General features: G+C 58.8%; 17 protein-coding genes. 11 read left to right on the top strand and 6 right to left on the bottom strand.

Annotated elements, in window-relative coordinates; translation table 11 throughout:
* Positions 1–17: 17 nt before the first annotated feature.
* The gene (locus NW816_RS04990) at positions 18–506 is read left to right on the top strand and encodes a nitrate reductase associated protein (RefSeq protein WP_414408437.1); all 489 of its coding nucleotides are present in this window, start codon (positions 18–20) and stop codon (positions 504–506) included.
* A 366-nt stretch (positions 507–872) separates the two neighbouring features.
* On the opposite strand, the gene purD is transcribed toward NW816_RS04990, so the two are convergent.
* The 3 genes from purD to NW816_RS04975 form a co-directional block, all read right to left on the bottom strand.
* Positions 873–2168: a phosphoribosylamine--glycine ligase gene (gene purD / locus NW816_RS04985; RefSeq protein WP_414408436.1), complete on the bottom strand. Its 1296-nt coding sequence runs from the start codon at positions 2166–2168 to the stop codon at positions 873–875.
* Positions 2169–2270: 102 nt separating this feature from the next.
* Positions 2271–3446: a glycosyltransferase gene (locus NW816_RS04980; protein ID WP_414383000.1), complete on the bottom strand. Its 1176-nt coding sequence runs from the start codon at positions 3444–3446 to the stop codon at positions 2271–2273.
* Positions 3447–3529: 83 nt separating this feature from the next.
* Complete coding sequence (locus tag NW816_RS04975) at positions 3530–4819, bottom strand: HD domain-containing protein (protein WP_414349558.1); 1290 nt, start codon at positions 4817–4819, stop codon at positions 3530–3532.
* A gap of 160 nt (positions 4820–4979) precedes the next feature.
* On the opposite strand from NW816_RS04975, the gene NW816_RS04970 reads away from it, so the two are divergent.
* Positions 4980–5939: an SGNH/GDSL hydrolase family protein gene (locus tag NW816_RS04970; RefSeq protein WP_414390498.1), complete on the top strand. Its 960-nt coding sequence runs from the start codon at positions 4980–4982 to the stop codon at positions 5937–5939.
* Between the two features lie 71 nt (positions 5940–6010).
* Here the strand turns inward: NW816_RS04970 and NW816_RS04965 are convergent, their stop codons facing one another.
* Both NW816_RS04965 and dapA read right to left on the bottom strand, forming a co-directional pair.
* Positions 6011–7846, bottom strand: coding sequence for a ribonuclease J (locus NW816_RS04965; protein WP_414408435.1), 1836 nt, complete (start codon positions 7844–7846; stop codon positions 6011–6013).
* A 232-nt stretch (positions 7847–8078) separates the two neighbouring features.
* Positions 8079–8999 (bottom strand): 4-hydroxy-tetrahydrodipicolinate synthase, encoded by a 921-nt coding sequence (gene dapA, locus NW816_RS04960; RefSeq protein WP_414408488.1) that lies wholly within the window; start codon positions 8997–8999, stop codon positions 8079–8081.
* A 263-nt stretch (positions 9000–9262) separates the two neighbouring features.
* Between dapA and NW816_RS04955 the strand changes: the two genes are divergently transcribed.
* A complete protein-coding gene (locus NW816_RS04955) occupies positions 9263–9889 on the top strand; it encodes a nitroreductase family protein (protein WP_011431721.1) in 627 nt (208 codons plus the stop codon).
* Positions 9890–9940: 51 nt separating this feature from the next.
* Here the strand turns inward: NW816_RS04955 and trpD are convergent, their stop codons facing one another.
* Entirely contained in the window at positions 9941–10972 is a 1032-nt protein-coding gene (gene trpD, locus NW816_RS04950; RefSeq protein WP_414408434.1) for an anthranilate phosphoribosyltransferase, read from the bottom strand.
* A 183-nt stretch (positions 10973–11155) separates the two neighbouring features.
* Between trpD and trmFO the strand changes: the two genes are divergently transcribed.
* The 8 genes from trmFO to accC all read left to right on the top strand — a co-directional run bounded on the left by trmFO (position 11156) and on the right by accC (position 20981).
* A complete protein-coding gene (gene trmFO, locus NW816_RS04945) occupies positions 11156–12535 on the top strand; it encodes an FADH(2)-oxidizing methylenetetrahydrofolate--tRNA-(uracil(54)-C(5))-methyltransferase TrmFO (protein ID WP_414408433.1) in 1380 nt (459 codons plus the stop codon).
* 110 nt (positions 12536–12645) lie between these two features.
* On the top strand, positions 12646–13857 hold the full coding sequence (locus tag NW816_RS04940) for an acetate kinase (protein WP_414374027.1): 1212 nt from the start codon (positions 12646–12648) through the stop codon (positions 13855–13857).
* 137 nt (positions 13858–13994) lie between these two features.
* Complete coding sequence (locus NW816_RS04935; protein ID WP_414356936.1) at positions 13995–14462, top strand: hypothetical protein; 468 nt, start codon at positions 13995–13997, stop codon at positions 14460–14462.
* Between the two features lie 529 nt (positions 14463–14991).
* Positions 14992–15534: an FHA domain-containing protein gene (locus NW816_RS04930; protein ID WP_414408432.1), complete on the top strand. Its 543-nt coding sequence runs from the start codon at positions 14992–14994 to the stop codon at positions 15532–15534.
* Between the two features lie 175 nt (positions 15535–15709).
* Positions 15710–17731, top strand: coding sequence for an FHA domain-containing protein (locus tag NW816_RS04925; RefSeq protein WP_414382798.1), 2022 nt, complete (start codon positions 15710–15712; stop codon positions 17729–17731).
* Between the two features lie 246 nt (positions 17732–17977).
* Positions 17978–18430, top strand: a complete 453-nt coding sequence (locus tag NW816_RS04920; protein ID WP_414388642.1) for a hypothetical protein — start codon at positions 17978–17980, stop codon at positions 18428–18430.
* Between the two features lie 105 nt (positions 18431–18535).
* Positions 18536–19471 carry a 4-(cytidine 5'-diphospho)-2-C-methyl-D-erythritol kinase gene (gene ispE, locus NW816_RS04915; RefSeq protein WP_414408431.1) on the top strand — a complete coding sequence of 312 codons (936 nt, stop codon included), beginning with the start codon at positions 18536–18538 and terminating at the stop codon, positions 19469–19471.
* Positions 19472–19625: 154 nt separating this feature from the next.
* Positions 19626–20981: an acetyl-CoA carboxylase biotin carboxylase subunit gene (gene accC, locus NW816_RS04910; RefSeq protein WP_414332260.1), complete on the top strand. Its 1356-nt coding sequence runs from the start codon at positions 19626–19628 to the stop codon at positions 20979–20981.
* Positions 20982–21005 lie beyond the last annotated feature (24 nt).

Genomic DNA, 21005 nt, shown 5'->3' with positions numbered 1-21005 from the left:
TCCTAATCGAGGTTCCCATGACTCTGTTTCAGTTTGAGCAAGATTTTGCCGACTCTCTGCGATGCATCCCCATGACCTTGCGCCTAAAGCTGGATTTGTGCGGGATCAAGCTCAAGCTCCATCAATGGGCCAAGTTTTCCTTAGAAGAGCGGCGGAAGTGTGTTGATTGGCCCTCTGAATCTCCTCAAGATCTACAAGAGTTCCGCAGCTATCTACGTCAGTTGGTCCGCTCCATCTGCCACGAAGAGGTGCAAGAGATTCCCATCGATCCCCAGCCTGAATGGCAAAATCCGCACCAGATCCCGATGGCTGTCCAACAAAAAGCTCAAGACCTGGGGATCCAGCTTACTCTTGATTTCTGGAAGAATCTGCAGGACATCCAGAAATTTGCCCTGCTTAAGTTAAGCCGATCCCATCACGAAAACAAAAATTTCTTGCCCGCTCTGCGAGAGTTTGGCCTGAAGATGGCGAGGGATGGTGATTGCAGTTACTCTGAATCTATTTGAGAGAGATAGTCTCCTCTGCCATGCGCTGCCCCAGACGACCACCCCCAACCCCTCTTCCACCCTGGGAGAGGAAATGCCTGCTCTAGGGGATCCGGGTCCGCAACAGTTCAAGTGGGCTAATGGGGGATCCCCCTCGAGAGGGGAGAGACTCAGCTCAGCAATATCCGTGCCTAGTCAAAGCAGAGGGCTATTGTTAAGGAATCTAAAGTAAAGTTGAGCTTTTGATATCACTGTTGCCGTCTTGTTACCGAAAGCGCTATCGTCTAAGCATCAAAGCTTTTTTCAAAGCTGCTTTATGGGCCCTGGAGGAGCGACCCCTCTGGGGCTTCTTCCATCCGGCTGCAGCTGAGAGGGCAAGGGATGGCTTTATGGGGTAGGGATCACTCCTCGGCGGACGGCAGGCCCCAGGGCGTGGCTGCCGATGTCAGAACGATAGTAGGCCTTGGGAAACTGCACTTGCTCCACAGCTGCGTAGGCTTGGCGCAGGGCCTCGGATAGGGTTGCCCCTTGGCCGGTAAGACAGAGAACGCGCCCGCCATCGCTCAGGAGCTGCTTGCCCGCCTGGCGGGTACCCGCGTGAAACACCAACGCCCCTGTAGCAGCGGCTGCATCCAAGCCGGAGATGGGGATCCCTCGCTCGTAGGCATCGGGATAGCCTGGGGCTGCCATCACCACGCAGGCGGCATAGCCGGGTTTCCATTTGAGCTGGATTTGGGCCAGCCGTCCTTCTATACAGGCCAGCAGCACCTCGTCCAAAGGGTTTTCCAGCAAGGGCAGGATGACCTGAGCTTCGGGATCCCCAAAGCGGCAGTTGTACTCCAACACGTAGGGATCCCCACTGGGCGTGATCATCAAACCGGCATAGATCACCCCCTGGTAGCGGATGCCCCGCCGTTGCAAAGCCTCCAGGGTGGGATCCAGGATCTGGGTTTGGATGCGGGCCAACCCTTCTGGAGTGACCAGGTGATCCGCAGGGGCATGAGCTCCCATGCCGCCGGTGTTGGGGCCAGTATCGCCCTCGCCAAGGCGCTTGTAGTCCTGGGCAGGTGGCAGCGGCACACAGATCTGGCCATCGGTTAGAGCCAAAACCGACACCTCCTGGCCGGGGATAAACTCCTCGATCAGCACCTGATCGCCCGGCTTGGCCAGGGCTGCTTCCAGGGCTTGCACGGCTTCTTCCCGGTTTTGGGCAACGGTTACCCCCTTGCCGGCAGCCAGTCCGTCTTTTTTGATGACCACTGGGAAACTCTGGGAGTCGAGATAGGCCACAGCGGCAGATAGCTCAGCAAAGCCGGTAGCGCGAGCAGTCGGGATCCCCGCCTCTTGCATCAATTGCTTAGCCCAGAGTTTGCTTCCTTCCAGTTGGGCAGCGGCGCGGCTAGGCCCGAAAATGGGCAACCCTGCTGCCTGGAAGGCGTCCACGATCCCCTGCACCAAGGGCAGCTCTGGCCCTACCACCGTCAGGCGGATCCCTTGTACGGTAGCAAACCGCACCAGCCCTTCGATGTCGGTAGCCGCCAAAGCCACGGATTGACAGCGGGGCAGCTGCTGCATGCCGCCGTTGCCGGGGGCACAGTAGATCCGAGTAACCTGGGGAGACTGCAACAGCTTCCAGGCCAGAGCGTGTTCTCGCCCCCCAGATCCGATGACCAGAGCCTGCATGGTGTGCTATTCCGCTGTTTCTAAACCCAGCTTGCCTGTTTTCCGAACATCCCCCATTAGACCATGTTCTTGTACCATTTCTGGGGTGTTGGCGCACTCCGGTCAGTGGACGGCGAGAGAACGGCCCCGCCAAGTCCAGTTGCGGCCGGTGGTGGTGCGGATGGCCGAAGCCAAGATGATGGCCGCTGTCGCCCAACCCCCCACTGCCGTTAGCCACCAGTAGCAGAGGGGCAGATGCGCCCAATGCCGGAGCAGAAGCCGGATGGCCAATTGGGCCAGGATCCCTGCCAAGCTGGCCAACAGCACCTCCAGGGATCCCGTAGCCCCAGCCAGGATCACCCCCAACCAGGGCAAGCTGCAGATCCCCAAGACCGTACCCATTGCCAACACCGCCAAGGCCCAGTTGCGCTCCAGGCCCAGGAACCAGTTTTTGGTCCACCCTTCCCAAAGGGCAGCCCCGTTGGCATACATGCGGCTGCGCACCCGCGGCCCTCCCAGGCAAATTTGCAGGCCCAACCCCTGGGCTTTGATCCGTTGCCCCAGGGCCACATCCTCGATCACCACATCGGCCACTCCGGCATGCCCGCCAACTTGCTCGTAGGCAGAGCGCCGAAACAGCAGGAAGGGACCAAAGGCAAAGGCTTTGGGGTTGTCGGGATCGTTGACGGCGGCAAAGTTGTAACCCACCGCCAGGATGGTCATCATGATGGGTTGCACCAGCCACTCCGCCAGGCAACCGCACACCAATTGCGGCCCTACACTCACCAAGCCGCTGCCGCTTGCCAGCAAATGTCCTAAGGCCGCTTCAATGGCACCGGATCCCAGCCGCACGTCGCAATCCAGAAACAGCAAGTAGTCGGCTTCTACGCGGGCGACGGCTTGGGCACAGGCCCAGTTTTTGCCCACCCACCTTTGGCCTTTGGGACGGGGATCCCCCTTGAGCAGGTGTAGGCGCGGATCTTGCCGTTCGGCAGCCAGGGCTTGGGCCAGCTCCCAGGTGGCATCCGTGGATTCATCGTCCACCAACCACACCTGTAAAGGGGCAGAGGTGCTGTCCAGAATGCTGCTCAGGCAGCCCACCACGTTCTCGGCCTCGTTGTAGGCGGGCACGATCACCGCCAGCCGCTCCATCCCGGCCGCGATTTCCCCTGCCTGTTCCGCCGGGGGATCCCTCAGCCAGGGGGAAGCCCGCAACGCTCGCCTCAGTTGCAGAGCCACTAGGGCAATCGCCAAAGCTGTTAAGGACAATACCCCCGTTAGGATTTCTCGGATCCCCACTCCTGCTTCCCTCGTTGTTTAGATGTGCTCAGGAACAGATTCCCACCTCTAATGCTCTAGCTCTGGGATGGCCCAATGATTTTCTAGGCAGACAAAACCCCCTCTACGATATCGCCATAGGGCCGGGGAAAGATTAGCCAGACCTGGCGCTGGGTTTCCACCAAGGCACGCACCAAAGGGGAAAGATGGGCAATTTCTTCATAGCCACGCTCGGTTTTGAGCTGGATCCCTTGGTCATAAAAGCTATAGCCCTGGACATGGGCAGAGCGGATGCCCAAGTAACTTTCAGGATCCAGCCCGTCCTGCAGCATTTTGGCCTGCACGGCGGCCACCAGGGTTTGGCGTTGTTCCTCAGACAACTGGGTAATGTTGCGGGCCTTGAACAAATCCCGCTCCAAGTAGCGCCGCGACAGATCCGCCAAGATGGGATCCTTCCCCGACATGGCCCAGAGGCGCATGGGGTAGCTGAAGATGATATCGTCGGCAGCCAAGTAGAGGGGGAGCGGCAACTCGAAGGGATCCCCTTTTTGAGCCGCCAGCGAGGCCCAGCACCAAGCGCTGAGGATGGGATCCAGCTCAATCTCCCCCCTTTGCAGGAGCGCCTCTGCCCGCCTGAATAGCCGCTCCAAGATAAAACGGGCACAGAGGCTCTTGGGGTGCTGGTACACCTGGGTGTACATGAAATAGCGCACCACCAGGTAGTGCTCGATGGCCCCCAGGCCTTTGCGGGCGGGGATGGACAGGGATCCCGTCTCCGGGTCATAATCCAGCACCGTTAGGATGCGATCCAAGTCCAGGTGGCCGTATTGGGCACCCGTGAGCAGGCTATCCCGCATCAGGTAATCGAAGCGGTCGCAGTCCAGTTGGCTGGAGATGAGTTGCCCCACCAGCGGCAGGGGAAACTGCTTCTGCAGCACTTGCTGCATCTGGGCCGGCAGTTGGGAATCAAACTCCGCCAGCAGCGTCCTCACCTGGGGATCCTCCCGGAGAATGCGGGCCGTCCAAACCTCGTGCCGGCAGCCGAAGATCTCTTCCCCGGCATGGCTAAAAGGGGCATGGCCAATGTCGTGCAGCAGAGCCGAGGCCAAGGTTACCGCCCGATAGGGACGCAGCTCCGGGTGGCGATGGGCCAATTTGTCGAACAGCCGCCGCGTTACCTGCAGCACCCCCACCGAATGGGTAAAGCGGGATCCCTCTGCCCCGTGGAAGGTAAAAAAGGCCGTGTCCAACTGGCGAATGCGGCGCAGCCGCTGAAAGGCCGGTGTATCGATCAGGCGAATGAGCAGAGCCTCAACCGCGTCCCCTCCATTCAGGCTGATGGCGCCATGCAGGGGATCGTGGTAGGTGCGGGACTTGCAAAACCGTAGCGGCATACTCCCACCATACCTCGCCAATTTTGGGATCCTTGGCTAGCCTGTCTGGGGGTGCTTCCCGCCTCGCCCTATCTATGCCCGCTTTCCCATGCCTCTCTCTGCAAAGGATGCCAGCACCCGAACCCCAGAAAACTCGACTCCAAGACAACAAGACAGCTGGGTGTTCCTCCTCTCCCTGCTGATTTTGATACTCAGTTTGGGGCTAACCGGCTGCTCTGCCAGTTCTGGATCCCCTGTTGTGCCCAGCCCACCCACCCTCACCCGCTACGTTGCCCTGGGAGCCAGCGATGCCGTTGGCTACAACGCCTCCATTTCCTGTGATGGCCCAGCCAACGCCGCCGGCACTCGACCCCAGCGCTCAGAGCCCCTGGACTGCCCCAATGGAACGGGCTATGTGCCCCGCCTGGCTCGCTTGCTGCCCGGCCCAGTGGAGCTTATCAACCTGGGCCGTTCGGGAGCGGTGCTCAGCCCCGCCATGCAAGCCCTGAGGCAGGGGATCCCGGCCAATTTGCTGCAGGATCAAGTGCCGCGCCTTCCCCCCGATGCCACCCTGATCACCATTTGGGTGGGCGGAAACGATACCAACGCCATCGCTCTGGCGGCGGCTCAACGGGCTCTCCAAGGTGAGGATCCCTTGCCCTTCGTCGATCAGCAGATCCGACAATTCGCCGCCGATTACCAAACCCTGCTGCAAGCGGTGCGTGCCCGTGCCCCTCAAGCTCGCCTGGCGGTGGCCAACCTGCCCAACTTCGCCCTGATTCCTCTGGGTCAGCAGCAACCCAGCAGCGTGCGCCAACTGCTCTCCCTGATCTCGGTTGGCCTCACGCAACGGGCCATCAACCCCTTAAGCCAACAGGGGATCCCAGTGGTGGACTTGCTCTGCGATCCCCGCTCCTACCGACGCGAGTCCTTCTTTCCCGGCCCGCTGGCCGACGGCTTTCACCCCAACGACCGGGGCTACGCCGATTTGGCCGATGCCTTCTTGAGCGCCCTTCGGCAACCGCTCCCTCCCCAAACCCGCTGCCCTCCCTTTAGCGAGGTGGGATCCCTGCAACCAGATGCGGCGGCAGAGTCTGCCCTCCGCAGTTTTCTCACGGATGGATACAAGCCGGCACAATAGGAAGGATCCCTGCACCGGGCAAGGGATCCCAAAGGCGCTCAGAGGATCCACCCATGGAAAACGGGCCAGTTTTAGGAAGCAGCCACAGCCGTCGAGGAACGCCGCCGCCGGCCCAGAGCACCTGCCACCGGCTCCGGTTGGGTTTCCACACCCAAAGAAGGCCCAGACTCCTCTTCAGGAGATTGCACAAAAACCGCCACCGTGGGCCTGCCGGGCAATTGTTCTCGCAAGAAACGACGCACCACCCGCTCCACTTCGCCCTTGAGGCCGGCCCAGTCGATGTCCAGGCTGCCCCGCTCCAGCGAACGAGCAAATTGGGGCCACGCTTGCCGAAGCGTGTTCTCCAGAAGGGGTTTCAGGTCGGATCCCTTGAGGTGGTTGCCTCCGCCTGCCAAGCCAAAGGTTTGCACCTGTGGGGTGCAGAGCAACTGGCCACTGCCGTCCAGGCTGATCACCACCGTCACCATACCGTCTTTGGCGATCTGCTGCCGCTCCTGCATCATCTCATCCATCACCACTCCATCGTGGGAAGCGGCGATCATCTGTAGGCCAGAGGGGACGCGGCCTGTGATGGCAATGCGCTCCCGGTTCACCTCCACCACATCGCCATTGTCGATGATCACAATGTTTTCCCGCGGGATCCCCATGCTCATGGCGGTTTCGGCGTGCTTGACCAGCATGCGGTATTCCCCGTGGGTGGGGACAAAGAACTTGGGGCGGGTGAGGGCAATCATCAGCTTTTGGTCTTCCTGGCAGCCGTGGCCGGAAACGTGCAGGCCCTTGTCTTTGCCGTAAATGACATTGGCTCCCAGCTCCATTAGCTTGTCAATGACCCGCGAGACTGCGATCGTGTTGCCAGGGATCGGGTTGGCCGACCACACCACCGTGTCTCCTGGCTTGATTTGCAACTGCGGGTGCTCACCGTTGGCGATGCGGGTAAGAGCAGCCAGCGGTTCTCCCTGGGATCCGGTGGTGAGGATGATCACCCGGTCATCCGGCAGGCTGTTGATCACATGCATTGGCTGCAGCGTCTCGTCCTTGCAGCGGATGTAGCCCAAGCGCCGCGCATGAGCCACCACGTTTAGCATGGAGCGGCCCAGCAGAGACACCACCCGACCTTGCTGTTCGGCAATCTGCAGCACCAAGTTGAGACGATGTACCGAAGAAGCAAAGGTGGTGATGATCACCCGTCCCTTGGCTCCCGCAATTGCCTTGGTGAGACCCGGCACCACTGAGGCTTCAGAGGGGGTGAACCCCGGCACTTCAGCGTTGGTGGAGTCGCTGATCAGGCAGAGCACTCCCTTTTCCCCATGTTCGGCCAACCGCTGCAGGTCGAAGTACTCCCCATCCACAGGGGTATGGTCGATCTTAAAGTCGCCGGTCTGAATAATGACGCCCACAGGCGTGTGCAGAGCCACCGTAAAGCTATCGGCAAAAGAGTGGGTGTTGCGAATGAATTCGGCAAAAAAGTGCTTACTCAAGGGAACGATTTCACGGGGGCCAACAGGACGCAGCTCTGTGCGGTTGAGCAGGCCCACTTCCCGCAATTTCTCTTCCAGCAGCGCCAGCGCCAATCTGGGGCCGTAGATGACCGGAATATCAAATTCCCGCAGGTGATACGGGATGCCACCGATGTGATCTTCGTGGCCGTGGGTAACCACCATCCCCCGCACTTTGTCGCGGTTTTGCTTGATGTAGGTCATGTCCGGCAGCACGATGTTCACGCCGTGCATGCTCTCATCGGGAAAAGCCAAACCGGCATCCAAGAGGATAATGTCGTCCTCGTAGCGGAAGGCCCATGTGTTTTTGCCGATCTCCCGTTCGCCGCCCAGCGGAATCATCTGAACGGAAGAGGTGGATTGTGGGGTTACAGAACGAGAAACAACTGAAGAACGTGGTGTTGGCATATGGGTTTAGATCCTCAACAGTAAAAAAACAAAAACAGAAATGGGCACAAGCTATCCCCAACAAGGCTGTGGGTGAAAGCTGAACTCAGCCGCCGCAACTTATTTGCTTCCCAAGCTGGGAAAGAGCTTTTCGGGGAAAAAGCCACTTACCCACAGGTCAAACGCCACAAAAGAGCCCCTTGCAAACCCTTAAAAACCCCGGCCATAGCGGAAGCAAAACCGAAAAATGCAATCATGAAACTTTTGTCGCCATTCGCTCGGATCCCTTTGATTCAGCCAGCAGGCCCATCTCTTCAAGCACCTGTCGCAAAACCTGCAGAGAACTGGGTTGCAGAGGCGCTAGGGGAAGACGAGCTCGACCCACTTGCCAGCCCTGCATCTCCAATGCTGCCTTGATCGGAACCGGGTTGGTCTCGATGAACAAAACCTTGAACAACGGAAACAAACGCAGGTGGTGGGCCAAAGCTTGATCGTGTTGCCCTCTGATGTAGCTCTGGATCAACTCCTGCAACTGCAACCCAACTAGGTGGCTGGCTACACTGACCACACCGCTGCCCCCCAAAGATAGGAGTGGCAACGTCAAAGAGTCATCTCCCGAATAAATGGCAAAACGCGAGGGAGTGAGTCGCCGAATTTCCGAAGCTACATCCATCATACCACTGGCTTCTTTGATGGCGACAACCGTTTCCAATTCTGCCAATTTCGCTACGGTCTCCGGCTGTAAACTGGCCCCTGTCCGACTGGGAATGTTGTACAGCAAGATGGGCAGGTCACTGGCTTGAGCAATGGCTTTGAAGTGCTCATAAAGGCCGGCCTGGGTAGGCTTGTTGTAGTAGGGCACCACCTGTAAAGAGCCGTCTAAACCCAATTGAGCGGCCTTTTTTGTGGCTTCAATGGCCTCACGGGTGGAGTTGGATCCCGTCCCGGCGATCACCTTAGCCCGACCGGCTACGGCATCTCGCACCACGCGGAACAGCTCATACTCCTCTTGCCAGGTTAGGGTGGGAGATTCGCCTGTGGTGCCACAGACCACCAAGCCGTCACTGCCGTGGGTTACCAAGTAATCGGCCAAACGAGCGGCCTCATCGTAGTTAAGCTCCCCCTCATCGGTAAAGGGGGTAACCATGGCCGTCAGCACCCGACCGAAGTTCACCAATTGCTTCTCCCCATCAACCACACCAATCTGACGATCCAGATGAGACCTATTTGTTTCTCTATCATACCTGCCTTTGCGTCAGGGATCCCGCTTGCCTGCCCTGCCAAGGCCCAGTTTGTGCCTCACCCGGTTGCCACAGGCTGGATAAAAGGGAGATAACAAAGAAGACAGACCGTTTGAACACGGAATGTATAGCCATTTGCCAATCCTGCCCCTACCTTTGGGGGGAGCAGCCTTTCTACCGACACTTGAGGATCCCTATGGACGCCCTAACTGCCCTGAAAGAGCGCATTTCCGCCGACAAATTGGATCCCAGCCGCCGTTTATCGGAAGCGGAGATCCGAGAGCTGGTGGCTTATGCTACGGAAGCTCCTTCTTCCTTCAACATTCAGCACTGGCGGTTTGTTGCGGTCACCGACCCGGAAGACAAAGAGCGCCTCAAATCTCTGGCCTACAACCAACAGAAGGTGGCGGATGCATCGGTGGTGTTTATCATCCTGGGGGATCTGCGGGGGTATGAGAAACTGCCTGAAATTGTGCAAAGAAGCGTTGCTGCCGGGATCCTCCCCCCCGAAAAAGCGGAAGGCTGGGTGAACATGGCCCAGGCAACCTATCTCCACAATCCCACCTTGGCGCGGGATGAAGCGATTCGCTCTGGGGCGATGGCTGCCATGGCGCTGATGATCGCGGCTCAGGCCAAGGGTTTGGTGAGCGGGCCGATGATCGGCTTTGATCCGGAAGGGGTAAAGCGGGAGTTCGGCATTGCCGACCGCTACGTGCCGGTGATGCTGCTGGCGGTTGGATATGCGGCAGCGGGTAACCTGCCGCGCAAGCCTCGCTTGGGGGTGGATGAAGTTCTGGCCTTTGGGCGAGGGCGGGAGTTTTAGCCCTAGGCTCAGGTGGGATCCCTGTCGCCCTCTCCTGGGCTCCTACCGGCATCAAGCCTTGAGAAAATGAACCAGCTGTTGCAAGCGATCCCAAGCGGCACCCCTGGCGAGAATCTCGCGAGCTTGGGCGATCCCGGCTCTCCAATCTGGGGCCACTCCGGCCACCTGCAGGGCCAAAGCAGCATTCAAGGCCACCACATCCTGCTGGGCAGGCGTCCCGGATCCCTGGAGAACTTGGGCGAGGATGGCAGCATTTTCCTGCAGATCTCCCCCTTTTAAGGCTTGGGTGGGTGCTGCAGTGAGGTCATAGTCGCGCGGGTTCAAGACTTCCGTCCGCACCGACCCGCCGCAAAGGACGCCCAAATCCGTGGGCTGATCCAGCCCGGCCTCATCGAGACCTTCGCGGCTGTGCAGCACAATGGCCCCTTCCCGTCCCAACAGGCGCAGGGCCTCTGCCATCACCGGCACCAGTTCCTGGGCGTAAACCCCGATCACCTGGCGGTTGGGATAGAGGGGGTTGACCAAGGGCCCCAACAGGTTGAAAATGGTGCGAACCTTGAGGGCCCGCCGATAGGGGATCACCGCCCGCATGGCCGGGTGCCACTGGGGAGCAAACAAAAAGGTGATGCCCACTTCCGCCACAGCCGCCCGCACCCGCTCTGGCTCAGCCCCCAAGTTCACCCCCAGGGCCTCCAGCACATCCGCCGAGCCGACCTTGCCAGAGGCGGAACGGTTGCCATGTTTAACCACCGGGATCCCGGCTGCACTGACCACAAAGGCCACCGCCGTGGAAATGTTAAAAGTGCCGGCCCCATCGCCGCCGGTGCCACAGGTATCCACCAGGAGAGGCAAGTCCAGCGGGGATCCCATCGAAGCCCGCTGCAGCACCCGTGCCATTCCGGCCAGTTCACCGGCGCTGACCCCCTTGGCTTGCAGAGCCGCCAGAATCGCCCCCGACACCACATCTGGCACTTGGTTCTGGAGCCAACCGTTCATTAACTGTTCAGCTTGGGCTTCGCTCAGAGATTGCCGATCCAGCAACTGCCCCAAAAGCTGTGGCCAAAGGTCAGCCGTTTCCGTCATGGGTTGGGATCCTGGGTGTCAGTGGGTACTCATAGTAGCGTATCTAGTAGCGTATCCCGCCTCTTGGTCACTTGCCTCGTGCAGGTCGGGCCATGCTGATGGTTGGTATAGTGGGTCTGACCTGGGCCGTTTCCGGCCTCGGCAGGGTGCGTTCTATTCTTCTCTTCCCTCCCGGAGGTTGTGATGAACCCTCCAACTAACCCAAGGGCTTCCAGCCCGCTTGCACGAGCGGGAGCCTTCGCCCCCATCCATGTTGTGGGCGGGGGGTTGGCGGGGACAGAGGCCGCTTGGCAAATTGCCCAGTTAGGAGTGCCTGTCATTCTTTCGGAGATGCGCCCCGTGCGCCAGAGCCCGGCCCATCACACCGATCAGTTGGGGGAGCTGGTGTGCAGCAACTCCTTTGGGGCTGCGGCCAGCGATCGGGCGGCAGGGCTGCTCAAGGAAGAACTGCGACAACTGGGATCCCTGGTGATCGCGACAGCGGATTGCCATGCAGTGCCGGCAGGAGGGGCATTGGCGGTGGATCGGGCCCGCTTCAGCCAGGCTCTCACGGAAGCCATTCAAAACCATCCCCGCATCACCCTGCGCCGGGAGGAAGTAACGGAGATCCCGGCAGGCATTGCCGTCCTCTGTACCGGCCCTCTGACCAGCGATCCCCTGGCCAAGGCGCTGCAAGCTTTTACGGGCCTGGAGTACCTGAGCTTTTTCGATGCGTCTAGCCCCATTGTTACCGGGGATTCCTTGAACCGGGCGGTGGTGTTTCAGGCTTCCCGCTACGACAAGGGGGAGGCAGCCTATCTCAACTGCCCCATGACGGAGGCGGAGTATGAACGGTTTTGGCAGGCACTGGTGGAGGCGAAGCAGGCACCCCTCAAGGATTTTGAACGAGAGGAACGCAAGTTTTTCGAGGGCTGCTTGCCGATTGAAGAAATGGCGCGACGAGGCAAAGACACCCTCTGTTTTGGCCCCTTGAAGCCGGTGGGGCTGGTGGATCCGCGCACGGGATCCCGTCCTTATGCGGTGGTGCAGTTGCGGCAAGAGGACAAAGCAGGGCAGTTGTGGAACTTGGTGGGCTTTCAAACCAACTTGAAATGGGGAGAACAGCAGCGGGTCTTTCGTCTCATCCCTGGCCTGGAACAGGCGGAGTTTGTCCGCTTTGGGGTGATGCACCGCAATACGTTTTTGAATTCCCCCCAGCTTTTGTGGCCGACCTTGCAATTCCGTCGCCGACCCACGCTGTTTGCCGCCGGCCAGTTGGTGGGCACCGAGGGCTATGCCTGCGCAGTGGCAGGGGGATGGTTGGCCGGACAGAACGCCGCCCGCTTGGCTCTGGGGTTGCCTTTGATCACGCTGCCCCCCGAGACGATGATGGGATCCCTGTTTCAATTCATCAGCAGCGCGGATCCCAAGCATTTTCAGCCGATGCCGGCCAATTTTGGGCTGCTGCCGGATTTGGAGGGGCGCCAGCTTCGCAACAAGCAGGAGCGCTATGGCCGTTACCGGGATCGCGCTTTGGCTGCTCTGAGGGCGACTGGGTTGGTGCGCCAAGTGCAAACTGCCTAGGGGAGGCCCAGGCTGGAGCGTGTTACCAACGGTTGCAGTCCGAAGTCAAAGTCGAGATTGAGCGTTAGCTTGAAGTCGATAAGCCTTGCGAAGGCCGACGAAGACACGCTGTGAATATTCTGGTCGTCAATGCCGGTTCCAGCAGCCTCAAATCCTCCCTATTTCTGGCGGTTGAGGGAAGGGTGGAGGCCACGCCCATCTGGCAAGCCCAGGTGGATTTCACCTACAAGCCGGGGGAGGCCCTCATCCAGACCCGTCGGCGAGGCGGTGGGTGGGAACCTTTTCCCTCCGTTTCACCTGAGAGGGGGATCGGCCAATTGGCCCCGCTGTTTCAAAGCCTCTGGCAAGGGGAGGGATCCCTGCTCTCCCAGGCGGCTGAGATCGGCGGCGTTGGCCATCGGGTGGTGCATGGGGGATCCCTGTACCGGCAGCCTACCTTAATTACACCGGAGGTGGAGCGGGCGATCGAGCAACTGATCCCCTTGGCTCCGGCCCACAACCCTGCCGCGCTAGCCGGCATTCGTCTGCTGAGTCAACTGTTGCCCGGGATCCCTCAGGTGGCCGTTTTCGACACCGCCTTCCACCAGCAAATGCCCCCGGCAGCAGCCCTCTACCCCCTCCCCTATGCCTGGGCTGAACAAGGGATCCGCCGCTACGGGTTTCATGGCATTAACCACGAGCATTGCGCCCGTCGCGCTGCCGAGATCTTGAACCGACCCCTGGAAGAGTTGCGGCTGATCACCTGTCACCTGGGCAACGGCTGTTCGTTGGCGGCTATTCGCGGGGGCAGAAGCGTGGATACCACCATGGGCTATACCCCTCTGGAGGGCTTGATGATGGGATCCCGGTCGGGGTCGGTGGATCCGGGCATTTTGATCCATCAGTTGCGCCAGGGCATGAGCGTGGATGAACTGGATCGGATCTTGAACCGAGAATCAGGGCTGAAGGGCGTTTCCGGACTAAGCAGCGATATGCGGGTTGTGTTGGAGGCAATGGAGGCAGGCCATGCCCGGGCGGAGCTGGCTTTCGATCTGTTTGTCCACCGTCTGCGCAGCCAGATTGGGGCAATGCTCATGAGCTTAGATCGGCTGGATGCGCTGGTGTTTTCTGGGGGGATTGGGGAAAACTCAGCACCGGTGCGGGCGGCAGCCTGTGCAGACCTAGGTTTTTTGGGGATCCAGATCGACCCGGTTTTGAATGCCGGATCCCCCCGCAACTGCGATATCAGCACTTCGGATGCTCCGGTGCGGGTTCTGGTGATCTCAGCCCAAGAGGACTGGGCCATTGCCACAGCTTGCCAAAACCTTTTGCAAGGGGAATAGACGAAGGATTCCAGGCTGCTGCTTGCCAGGTTCTCTCCTTTCTGCCCACTGGCTTGGTGAAGATCAACCTCGGACAATAAGCTCAAGAAAGAAGGTCTTTTGAGACTCCTTTGGGATCTTTTGGGGATGGAGAAGAGATGATGCAGCGGATACATGAACGGATCCCAGTGCTGGTGCTGCTGAGCAGCGCTCTGGTGGGGTGTGGGGGTACAACCGGCAGCAGCAATCTTCCGCCCCTGCCACCTCCCATACCTGCTCCGTCCCTCACCATTACCGATCTCTCCCCGCGCACCGTCTCGGTGGGGCAAACCCCGACCTTTGTGGTGTCTTTCCGGGTAGAAGCCCCTGCCGGGATCCGGGGTTCCAACGCCTTTTTGGCTTCTGTCACCACCCCACTCGGCAATTTCGTAACTCTGGGAGCTTTTGATGCCGCTCAGTTGCCCGGCTGCTTCGTTGGGGCGACCACCTGCACCGTTACAGGGCTGACCCTGACCCAGAATCGCTTTACCCTCACTCAAACGGGATCCCATCAGCTCACCATCAGTGTGTTCGATCGGCAGGAGCGGCTGGGCAGCGGCAGTTTCACATTTACCGGAGTGCTTTGAAAACGGTTTGGATAAAGACACAGAGGATACTAGTCTTGCAGGATCCCCAGAAACTCAAAACTCACTCTAGGCCCTATCTCTCAGGTGGATTTCTGAGGCTTCCGGCCAAGGGATCAGGCCACCTCGGTCAAACTTGAACGGCCTCGCCGTTCCTGAGGAGATCGAGTTTTGTTGCTTCAAATCGGGTGGGGATAAAGTCGAGTATGTAGTCACTCTAAACATCATGGTCTAAACATCATGAATGAAACCTTTCCGTCTGGCTCCCCTCTCCCTCTGGAAGAGGAGCTGAGGGTGGTCGCGGAAGCGGCGCGGAGCGTTTGGGCACGGTCTCCAGCAGGAATGTAACTCGGAGATCCCAACTCAGGTGATCCGGATCAGCGCAAGCCTTTGGTCAGGGGAGTAGGTTATAGTTATCCAAAAAGATAACAATTTTGACGAAAAAGACATCTTCTGCTTTCCCCAAGCTGACCTTTGGATATGCTGAAGCCGATCTAGGGAATGGAGGCGCTGAACTGTGGAGAATGGGATCGTGTGTCAACTCACTTTAGAATGGACCGAAGCCGACCGGCGTCGATCTCAAACGGTTTCGCCTGTCCCCTCTAAGCTGGTTACCATTGGACGGGATCCCGGCTGCGATGTGGTGCTTCACGACCCAACTCGCTCGGTTTCAGGAATTCACGCCGGGCTTTATTTTGATCCCAAAACCTTAAACTTTCACATTCGCAACTTAACTCGGGATCGTTTGCCTCCTAAGCAGCCCAACCCTGTCTGGGTGAATGGCCGAAAAATAATTCAGGAAGAGCTTGCGCTTGAGGCCAATAGCCAAATTCAGTTGGGGCACATTGTGCTGAGGGTGAAGTCTATAGAAGTGGCCAGGAAGGATCAGGGGGATCTCCTCAGCCGCGGCACTTTGGACACCCTCAAGGTTAAGTGCAGCCGCCTGGAAAACCCTCACTACCTGCCCCCAGAATATCAGGGTCAGAATTGTCCCTACTGTGGACATTTGGTCTTGAGCGCTACCTTGGTGATCCCTCCTCCAGAAGCTGGCAAAGCCCCACAACCTCCTCTCTAGAGGACCAACCCTTTCTATTCTTCTTAATTCTTCTTACAGATCCCAGTGGCTGATCCAAGTCCGTGGGGGATAGAAAAAAGGGATCCCGGGCAAACCAAAAGTGACCTGTGAGGTCGCGCTGTTCTGTGTTTTCTCAATGGCCTCTTCATGATCTTTGTAAAGGTAAGCAGAAGCTATGCAAATTCAACTGAGCTGGGAAGATCCCATCACCGAAGAACAGCAGGAGCTGATTTTTCCATTGCCTCTTGCCTTGGGCAGGGAGCTGGCCCAATTGCCACAGGAATGGCAAGGTCGAGAAGTGGCGCGGGCTGTGTTTGCCAGCCAGGAGATCTCCCGTTATCACGCCCTCGTCTATCTCGGTGAGGATGGCCAGGTCATCTATGAAGATCGCAGTGCCAACGGCAGCCGCATCAATGGGGAAAAAATCCGTCAGGCACGCCGGGTGCTCCAGGGGGGAGAAGTGGTGGAGCTTGGCCCCTACAGCATCACCGTGGGTTTGGTGTCCCCCAGGGATCCCAATGCCACCCTTCTGACCGCCACCCCTACTCTTTTGCTGGAGCCGCGCACCGAACTGATTCGCCCGGCCACCCAACCCGACACCGCATTTGAGGTTCCCCCGGCTTCCACGGTGGTTTTTGCCCCAGAGCAGCTTCCCGAGGTGCGGCCTGGCTCGGATTTTCCGCCGCCGGATTTGTTTCGAGCTGAGCAAATTGCCCTGAGCGCCCTCAAAGCCACCGGACTACCTGTGGAAGAGACCCTCTATTTGGCCTTGGGCGGCGGTATCGGCAGCTTTGTCTGGGTGGATACCCTGCGCATCTACGGGGTCAGACCGGAGCACATTCGCGTCATCAGCATTGCCCGTAAACCCTACGAACGGTATGAACGGCTTTTGACCAACTGCCAGATCCCCCGCTGGAAGCGAATTCGCTCTGGCTCCGATTCTTGTCCAGACAACATTTGGGGCTGGCCTGGCTATGCTCTGCGGGATGCTTGGCGTTCCTTTTTCTCCGGCCGATTGTTGGAAGCATTCGGCTTTTTGTGGCAGGTATTTAGTGAGCCCTTGTTGGCAGATACCTATACGCCGCGGGCGGGGGATGTATTTGCCTCAATGGATCGGGAGGCAGCCCGAATTGGTTGGGAGCAAATGTTGTGTTACGGCCATATTCGCGCCATTCGCAAAACGGAGGATGGGCGATATGTGGTGGCCTATTCGGCAACGCGGCCCGGCCATACGGATCACCGTTTTATGGTGGCCAAGTATCTCCATTTGGCAACTGGATATCCGGCCATCAAGTTGCTCAACGACCTGCAGGAGTTTCGCGAAAAAACAGGAGATTTGAGATCGGTGGTACACGGCTATGAGCCTCATGATCACGTTTATGAGCAGTTGGAGAAACAAGGTGGCACCGTCCTAATTCGGGGATTTGGGATCGTCGCCTCTCAGGTGATGGAACGCCTTTACGAAGCCCGCAAAGTCAACCCCCGCATCTCGGTGGTGCATCTGAGCCGTGCGCCCAAAAGCGGTAATCGCTTCGGACGAGCCAAACGGGCAGTGGATAACCATTGGGAGTTTCAGCCCTTCAACTGGCCCAAGGGCACTTGGGGAGGAGTTCTGCGTGCCAAATTGGAAGCGGCGACCCCCCTGGAACGGCGCGAACTGCTGGAAGCTTGGGGCGGCACCACGACAGCAAGTCGGCGGAAATGGCGGCGGATCGTGCGGCAAGGGTTGCGAGAGGGCTGGTACTCGATTGTGTTCGGCAAGGTGGAGTCGGTGGTTCCCGGCGACAAGGGTAAGCCGGTAACCTACATTCGAGGTACCCACAACAACACGCAATTAAAGGTGGAGGCCGATTTCGTTATCGACTGTACGGGTTTGGTTTCGGATCCCATGACCAATCCTCTCCTCAACGATCTAATTACCCACTACAACCTGCCCCTCAATCCTCACGGGCGCTTGCATGTCTCCAACGACTTTGAGCTGGTGGAGATGCGCAACCGGGATGGGCGAATGTACGCCGCTGGGATCATCACCTTGGGCGGGCCTTATGCGCCGGTAGATACGTTTTTGGGCTTACAGTACTGTGCCCATCGCTCGGTGGAGCACCTGGCCCGACTGCGGGCACCGGGGGTCAAAGGTCTAGAAGGGATCCGATCCCTGTGGCAATGGTGCAAGTGGGCCCTAAACATCAGCCCCTAGCTTGCCGACATTGGGCAACGCTCCTGGATTTTGCCGGATGTTTATGGTTATCAACGCTATTGTTGGCGACACATCATGGCTATTCCCCATCCCGTTGAACCTGGTGAAAGGGGTGTTGCGTTGATCCCCAACTCTTCTATACCAAAGGGGGAAGGGTTGGGGGTGAGGGCCAGAAGGTTCCCTCAAACAGACTGGGAGCGACACGGATCCTGATGATCTCGATAGGCAAAACTGCTGGAGGAAAAGATGACTCCGACCCTGATTGGCCGCTGGCAAACTCGCATTTTCTTATTGGCCACCGTTGGTGTTTTGGCAAGTTTACCCTTTTATTTTGGGATCACTGGACATGGCGGCAGCCTCACCTATTTTTGGGTATTGCTCTACGTGGGTCTGTTTGGCTGTGTTTGGGATGTCGTTTATAACTATCTGATGGGGTGGATGTGGGATCACGATTGGCCTGGGATCCTTCAGCTTTTGGCCGGCATTTGGGAAGGGCTTTTTTTGGGTACAGTCTTGAAGGTGGTGGGTCTTCCTTATATCCCAACCCAACGGTTTGACTTGGGAGATTTTATTCTCCACTACAGTGTGGTCTGGGTTTGCCTTTACCTCAGCGCTTGGGTGGTAATGCGCATTTTGTTTCCCCGCTGGCGCTTTCGCGGTGGAGAGTGGCTGGGGCCATGGCCTCGCTCTGGCAGCTAGAGAGGGGATCCACTGCCGCTAGAATCAGGCTGGGAGATCTCCCCGGATAAGTCTGTACAGGCTGAGGGGAGTTGAAAAGTTGTTGCTGACCCAGATTTTTGCCCCATGCAAGCCTGTACCCTGATTGCCCGCGCCAAGATCAACCTCTACCTGGAAATCCTCGGCTCCCGTCCTGATGGGTATTCAGAGGTGGCGATGGTGTTGCAGAGCATTCATTTGGCGGATCGACTGCAGTTGAAGAGCCGTCCTCACGGGATCCACCTCACCTGCGATCGTCCAGAAGTGCCTGCAGATGCCCGCAACCTTGCCTATCAAGCCGCTGAGCTGCTGCAAAAAGAGTGTCACTCTGCCGCTGGCGTGGAGATTCACATCGAAAAGCACATTCCGGTGGCAGCAGGCTTGGCGGGGGGCTCGGCTGATGCGGCAGCGGTTTTGGTGGGGTTGAACCAACTGTGGGGGCTGGGCCTGACGGTGGGAGAGTTGCAGAGCTTGGCAGCCCGTCTGGGATCCGACATTCCCTTCTGTATCCAGGGGGGAACGCAACTGGCCACCGGGCGCGGGGAAGTTTTGGAGCCGCTGGCCGATTGGGAAGGGATCCCTGTGCTACTGGCCAAGCCCAAGCACCTGGGGGTTTCGACTGCCTGGGCCTATCAAGCCTTTCGTTCTCGTCAGGGGAGCTTGGGGGGGGATGCCCTACCCAAACCCACACTGCCCACCTTGCCGCAGGCGTTGGCGGCTCTCAGCCGTCAGGATCCGCCGGCATTGGCCAGGAGTTTGCGCAATGACCTGGAACAGGTGGTTTTGCCGGAGTACGCGATTGTAGGGGAGCTGCGCCAAGCTCTTCTCTCGGCGGGGGCACTGGGATCCCTGATGTCGGGGTCAGGGCCAACGGTCTTCGGAATCATGCCCAGCCTGGAGCTGGCCGCCCAAGTGCGCAACACCCTGCGTCACCAGTTTCAGGATGTAGAGTTTTGGGTGACGCAGTTTGCCCCCACTGGGATTCTGCTGCAGCCGGATCCCTGTAGCCTCAGTCCTACCTAGGTTGTCGACTGGATGGGCTGAATGTGGGATCCCCACCAGCCTTCTCTATTCTTCCCTCTGGTTGGCATAGTAGGATGAGCACCTAAACTTAACCTTGCGTTCACAGACTGCTGGCTTTAGCGGTCAAGTTATCCCTCTGCTCTGAACCTCCCTCATGCCGCCCATCACCAAGATCCTGATCGCCAACCGGGGTGAGATTGCCCTGCGCATCATCCGCACCTGTCAGGAAATGGGGATCCGAACTGTGGCCGTTTACTCCACTGCGGATCAGAACTCTCTGCACGTCCAACTGGCGGACGAGGCTGTTTGCGTAGGAGATGCCCCGGTGGCCAAAAGCTACCTCAACATTCCCAACATCATCTCGGCAGCCCTCACCCGCGGGGCCACTGCCATTCATCCGGGCTATGGGTTCTTGGCGGAGAATGCCAAATTTGCCGAGATGTGTGCCGACCACAACTTGATCTTCATCGGCCCCTCGCCAGAGGCGATGCGCAAGATGGGCGACAAGGCCACGGCCCGCGAGACCATGCAAGCGGTGGGGGTGCCGACGGTGCCGGGCAGCCGCGGGTTGATCACCTCTGAGGAGGAGGCAGTGAAGCTGGCGGAGAAAATCGGCTACCCCGTGATCATCAAAGCCACCGCCGGTGGCGGGGGGCGGGGTATGCGGGTGGCGCGGGATGCCCAGGAGCTGCTGAAGATGCTGCGCACCGCTCAGGGGGAAGCCCAAGCAGCCTTTGGCAACGGCGGGGTTTACTTGGAGAAGTTCATCGAGCGCCCCCGTCATGTGGAGTTTCAGATCTTGGCGGATAGCCAGGGCAATGTGGTGCATCTGTACGAGCGGGATTGCTCCATTCAACGGCGGCATCAAAAGCTGTTGGAAGAGGCCCCCAGCCCGGCTTTGACTGCAAGCTTGCGCGCCCGCATGGGAGCAGCGGCGGTGAAAGCGGCCAAGGTGGTGAATTATGTGGGGGTGGGCACGGTGGAGTTTTTGCTGGACAAAAATGGCCAGTTCTACTTCATCGAGATGAACACCCGCATCCAGGTGGAGCATCCGGTTACTGAGATGGTGACCGGGCTGGATCTGATTGCCGAGCAGATTCGCATTGCCCAAGGTCAACCCCTCACCTTTCGCCAGAAGGATGTGGAACTGCGGGGCCATGCCATCGAATGCCGCATCAACGCCGAGGATCCCAAGCAGCAGTTTCGGCCTTGCGCTGGCACGATCAGTGCCTATTTGCCCCCTGGGGGGCCGGGGGTGCGCATGGATTCCCACATCTACACCGACTACACCATTCCCCCCTACTACGATTCGCTGTTGGGCAAGCTGATCGTCTGGGGGCCTAACCGGGCAGCAGCCATCCGCCGCATGCAGCGGGCTTTGGGGGAATGCGCCATCACTGGGGTGCCCACCACGATCCCTTTCCACCAGCAGATCCTGCGCCACGAGGCTTTTTTGCGGGGCGAGGTGTACACGGATTTCATCACCCAACACCTGCTGCCCGGCCAGTAGCCATCGACTCTCAGGTCGGGATCC

It is taken from the genome of Synechococcus sp. W55.1, assembly GCF_047461655.1.
Classification (GTDB): Bacteria; Cyanobacteriota; Cyanobacteriia; order Thermostichales; family Thermostichaceae; genus Thermostichus.
Note: the sequence above shows the minus strand (reverse complement) of the source record. Positions and strands in the feature narration are given on the sequence as shown.

Bases quoted from the DNA above. Each gene is read 5' to 3' on its own strand.
- ispE (WP_414408431.1), top strand. From the start codon at position 18,536: ATGCAAGCCTGTACCCTGATTGCCCGCGCCAAGATCAACCTCTACCTG.
- NW816_RS04965 (WP_414408435.1), bottom strand. From the start codon at position 7,846: ATGCCAACACCACGTTCTTCAGTTGTTTCTCGTTCTGTAACCCCACAA.
- purD (WP_414408436.1), bottom strand. From the start codon at position 2,168: ATGCAGGCTCTGGTCATCGGATCTGGGGGGCGAGAACACGCTCTGGCC.
- accC (WP_414332260.1), top strand. From the start codon at position 19,626: ATGCCGCCCATCACCAAGATCCTGATCGCCAACCGGGGTGAGATTGCC.
- trmFO (WP_414408433.1), top strand. From the start codon at position 11,156: ATGAACCCTCCAACTAACCCAAGGGCTTCCAGCCCGCTTGCACGAGCG.
- NW816_RS04935 (WP_414356936.1), top strand. From the start codon at position 13,995: ATGATGCAGCGGATACATGAACGGATCCCAGTGCTGGTGCTGCTGAGC.
- NW816_RS04925 (WP_414382798.1), top strand. From the start codon at position 15,710: ATGCAAATTCAACTGAGCTGGGAAGATCCCATCACCGAAGAACAGCAG.
- NW816_RS04975 (WP_414349558.1), bottom strand. From the start codon at position 4,819: ATGCCGCTACGGTTTTGCAAGTCCCGCACCTACCACGATCCCCTGCAT.
- NW816_RS04990 (WP_414408437.1), top strand. From the start codon at position 18: ATGACTCTGTTTCAGTTTGAGCAAGATTTTGCCGACTCTCTGCGATGC.
- NW816_RS04920 (WP_414388642.1), top strand. From the start codon at position 17,978: ATGACTCCGACCCTGATTGGCCGCTGGCAAACTCGCATTTTCTTATTG.
- trpD (WP_414408434.1), bottom strand. From the start codon at position 10,972: ATGACGGAAACGGCTGACCTTTGGCCACAGCTTTTGGGGCAGTTGCTG.
- NW816_RS04955 (WP_011431721.1), top strand. From the start codon at position 9,263: ATGGACGCCCTAACTGCCCTGAAAGAGCGCATTTCCGCCGACAAATTG.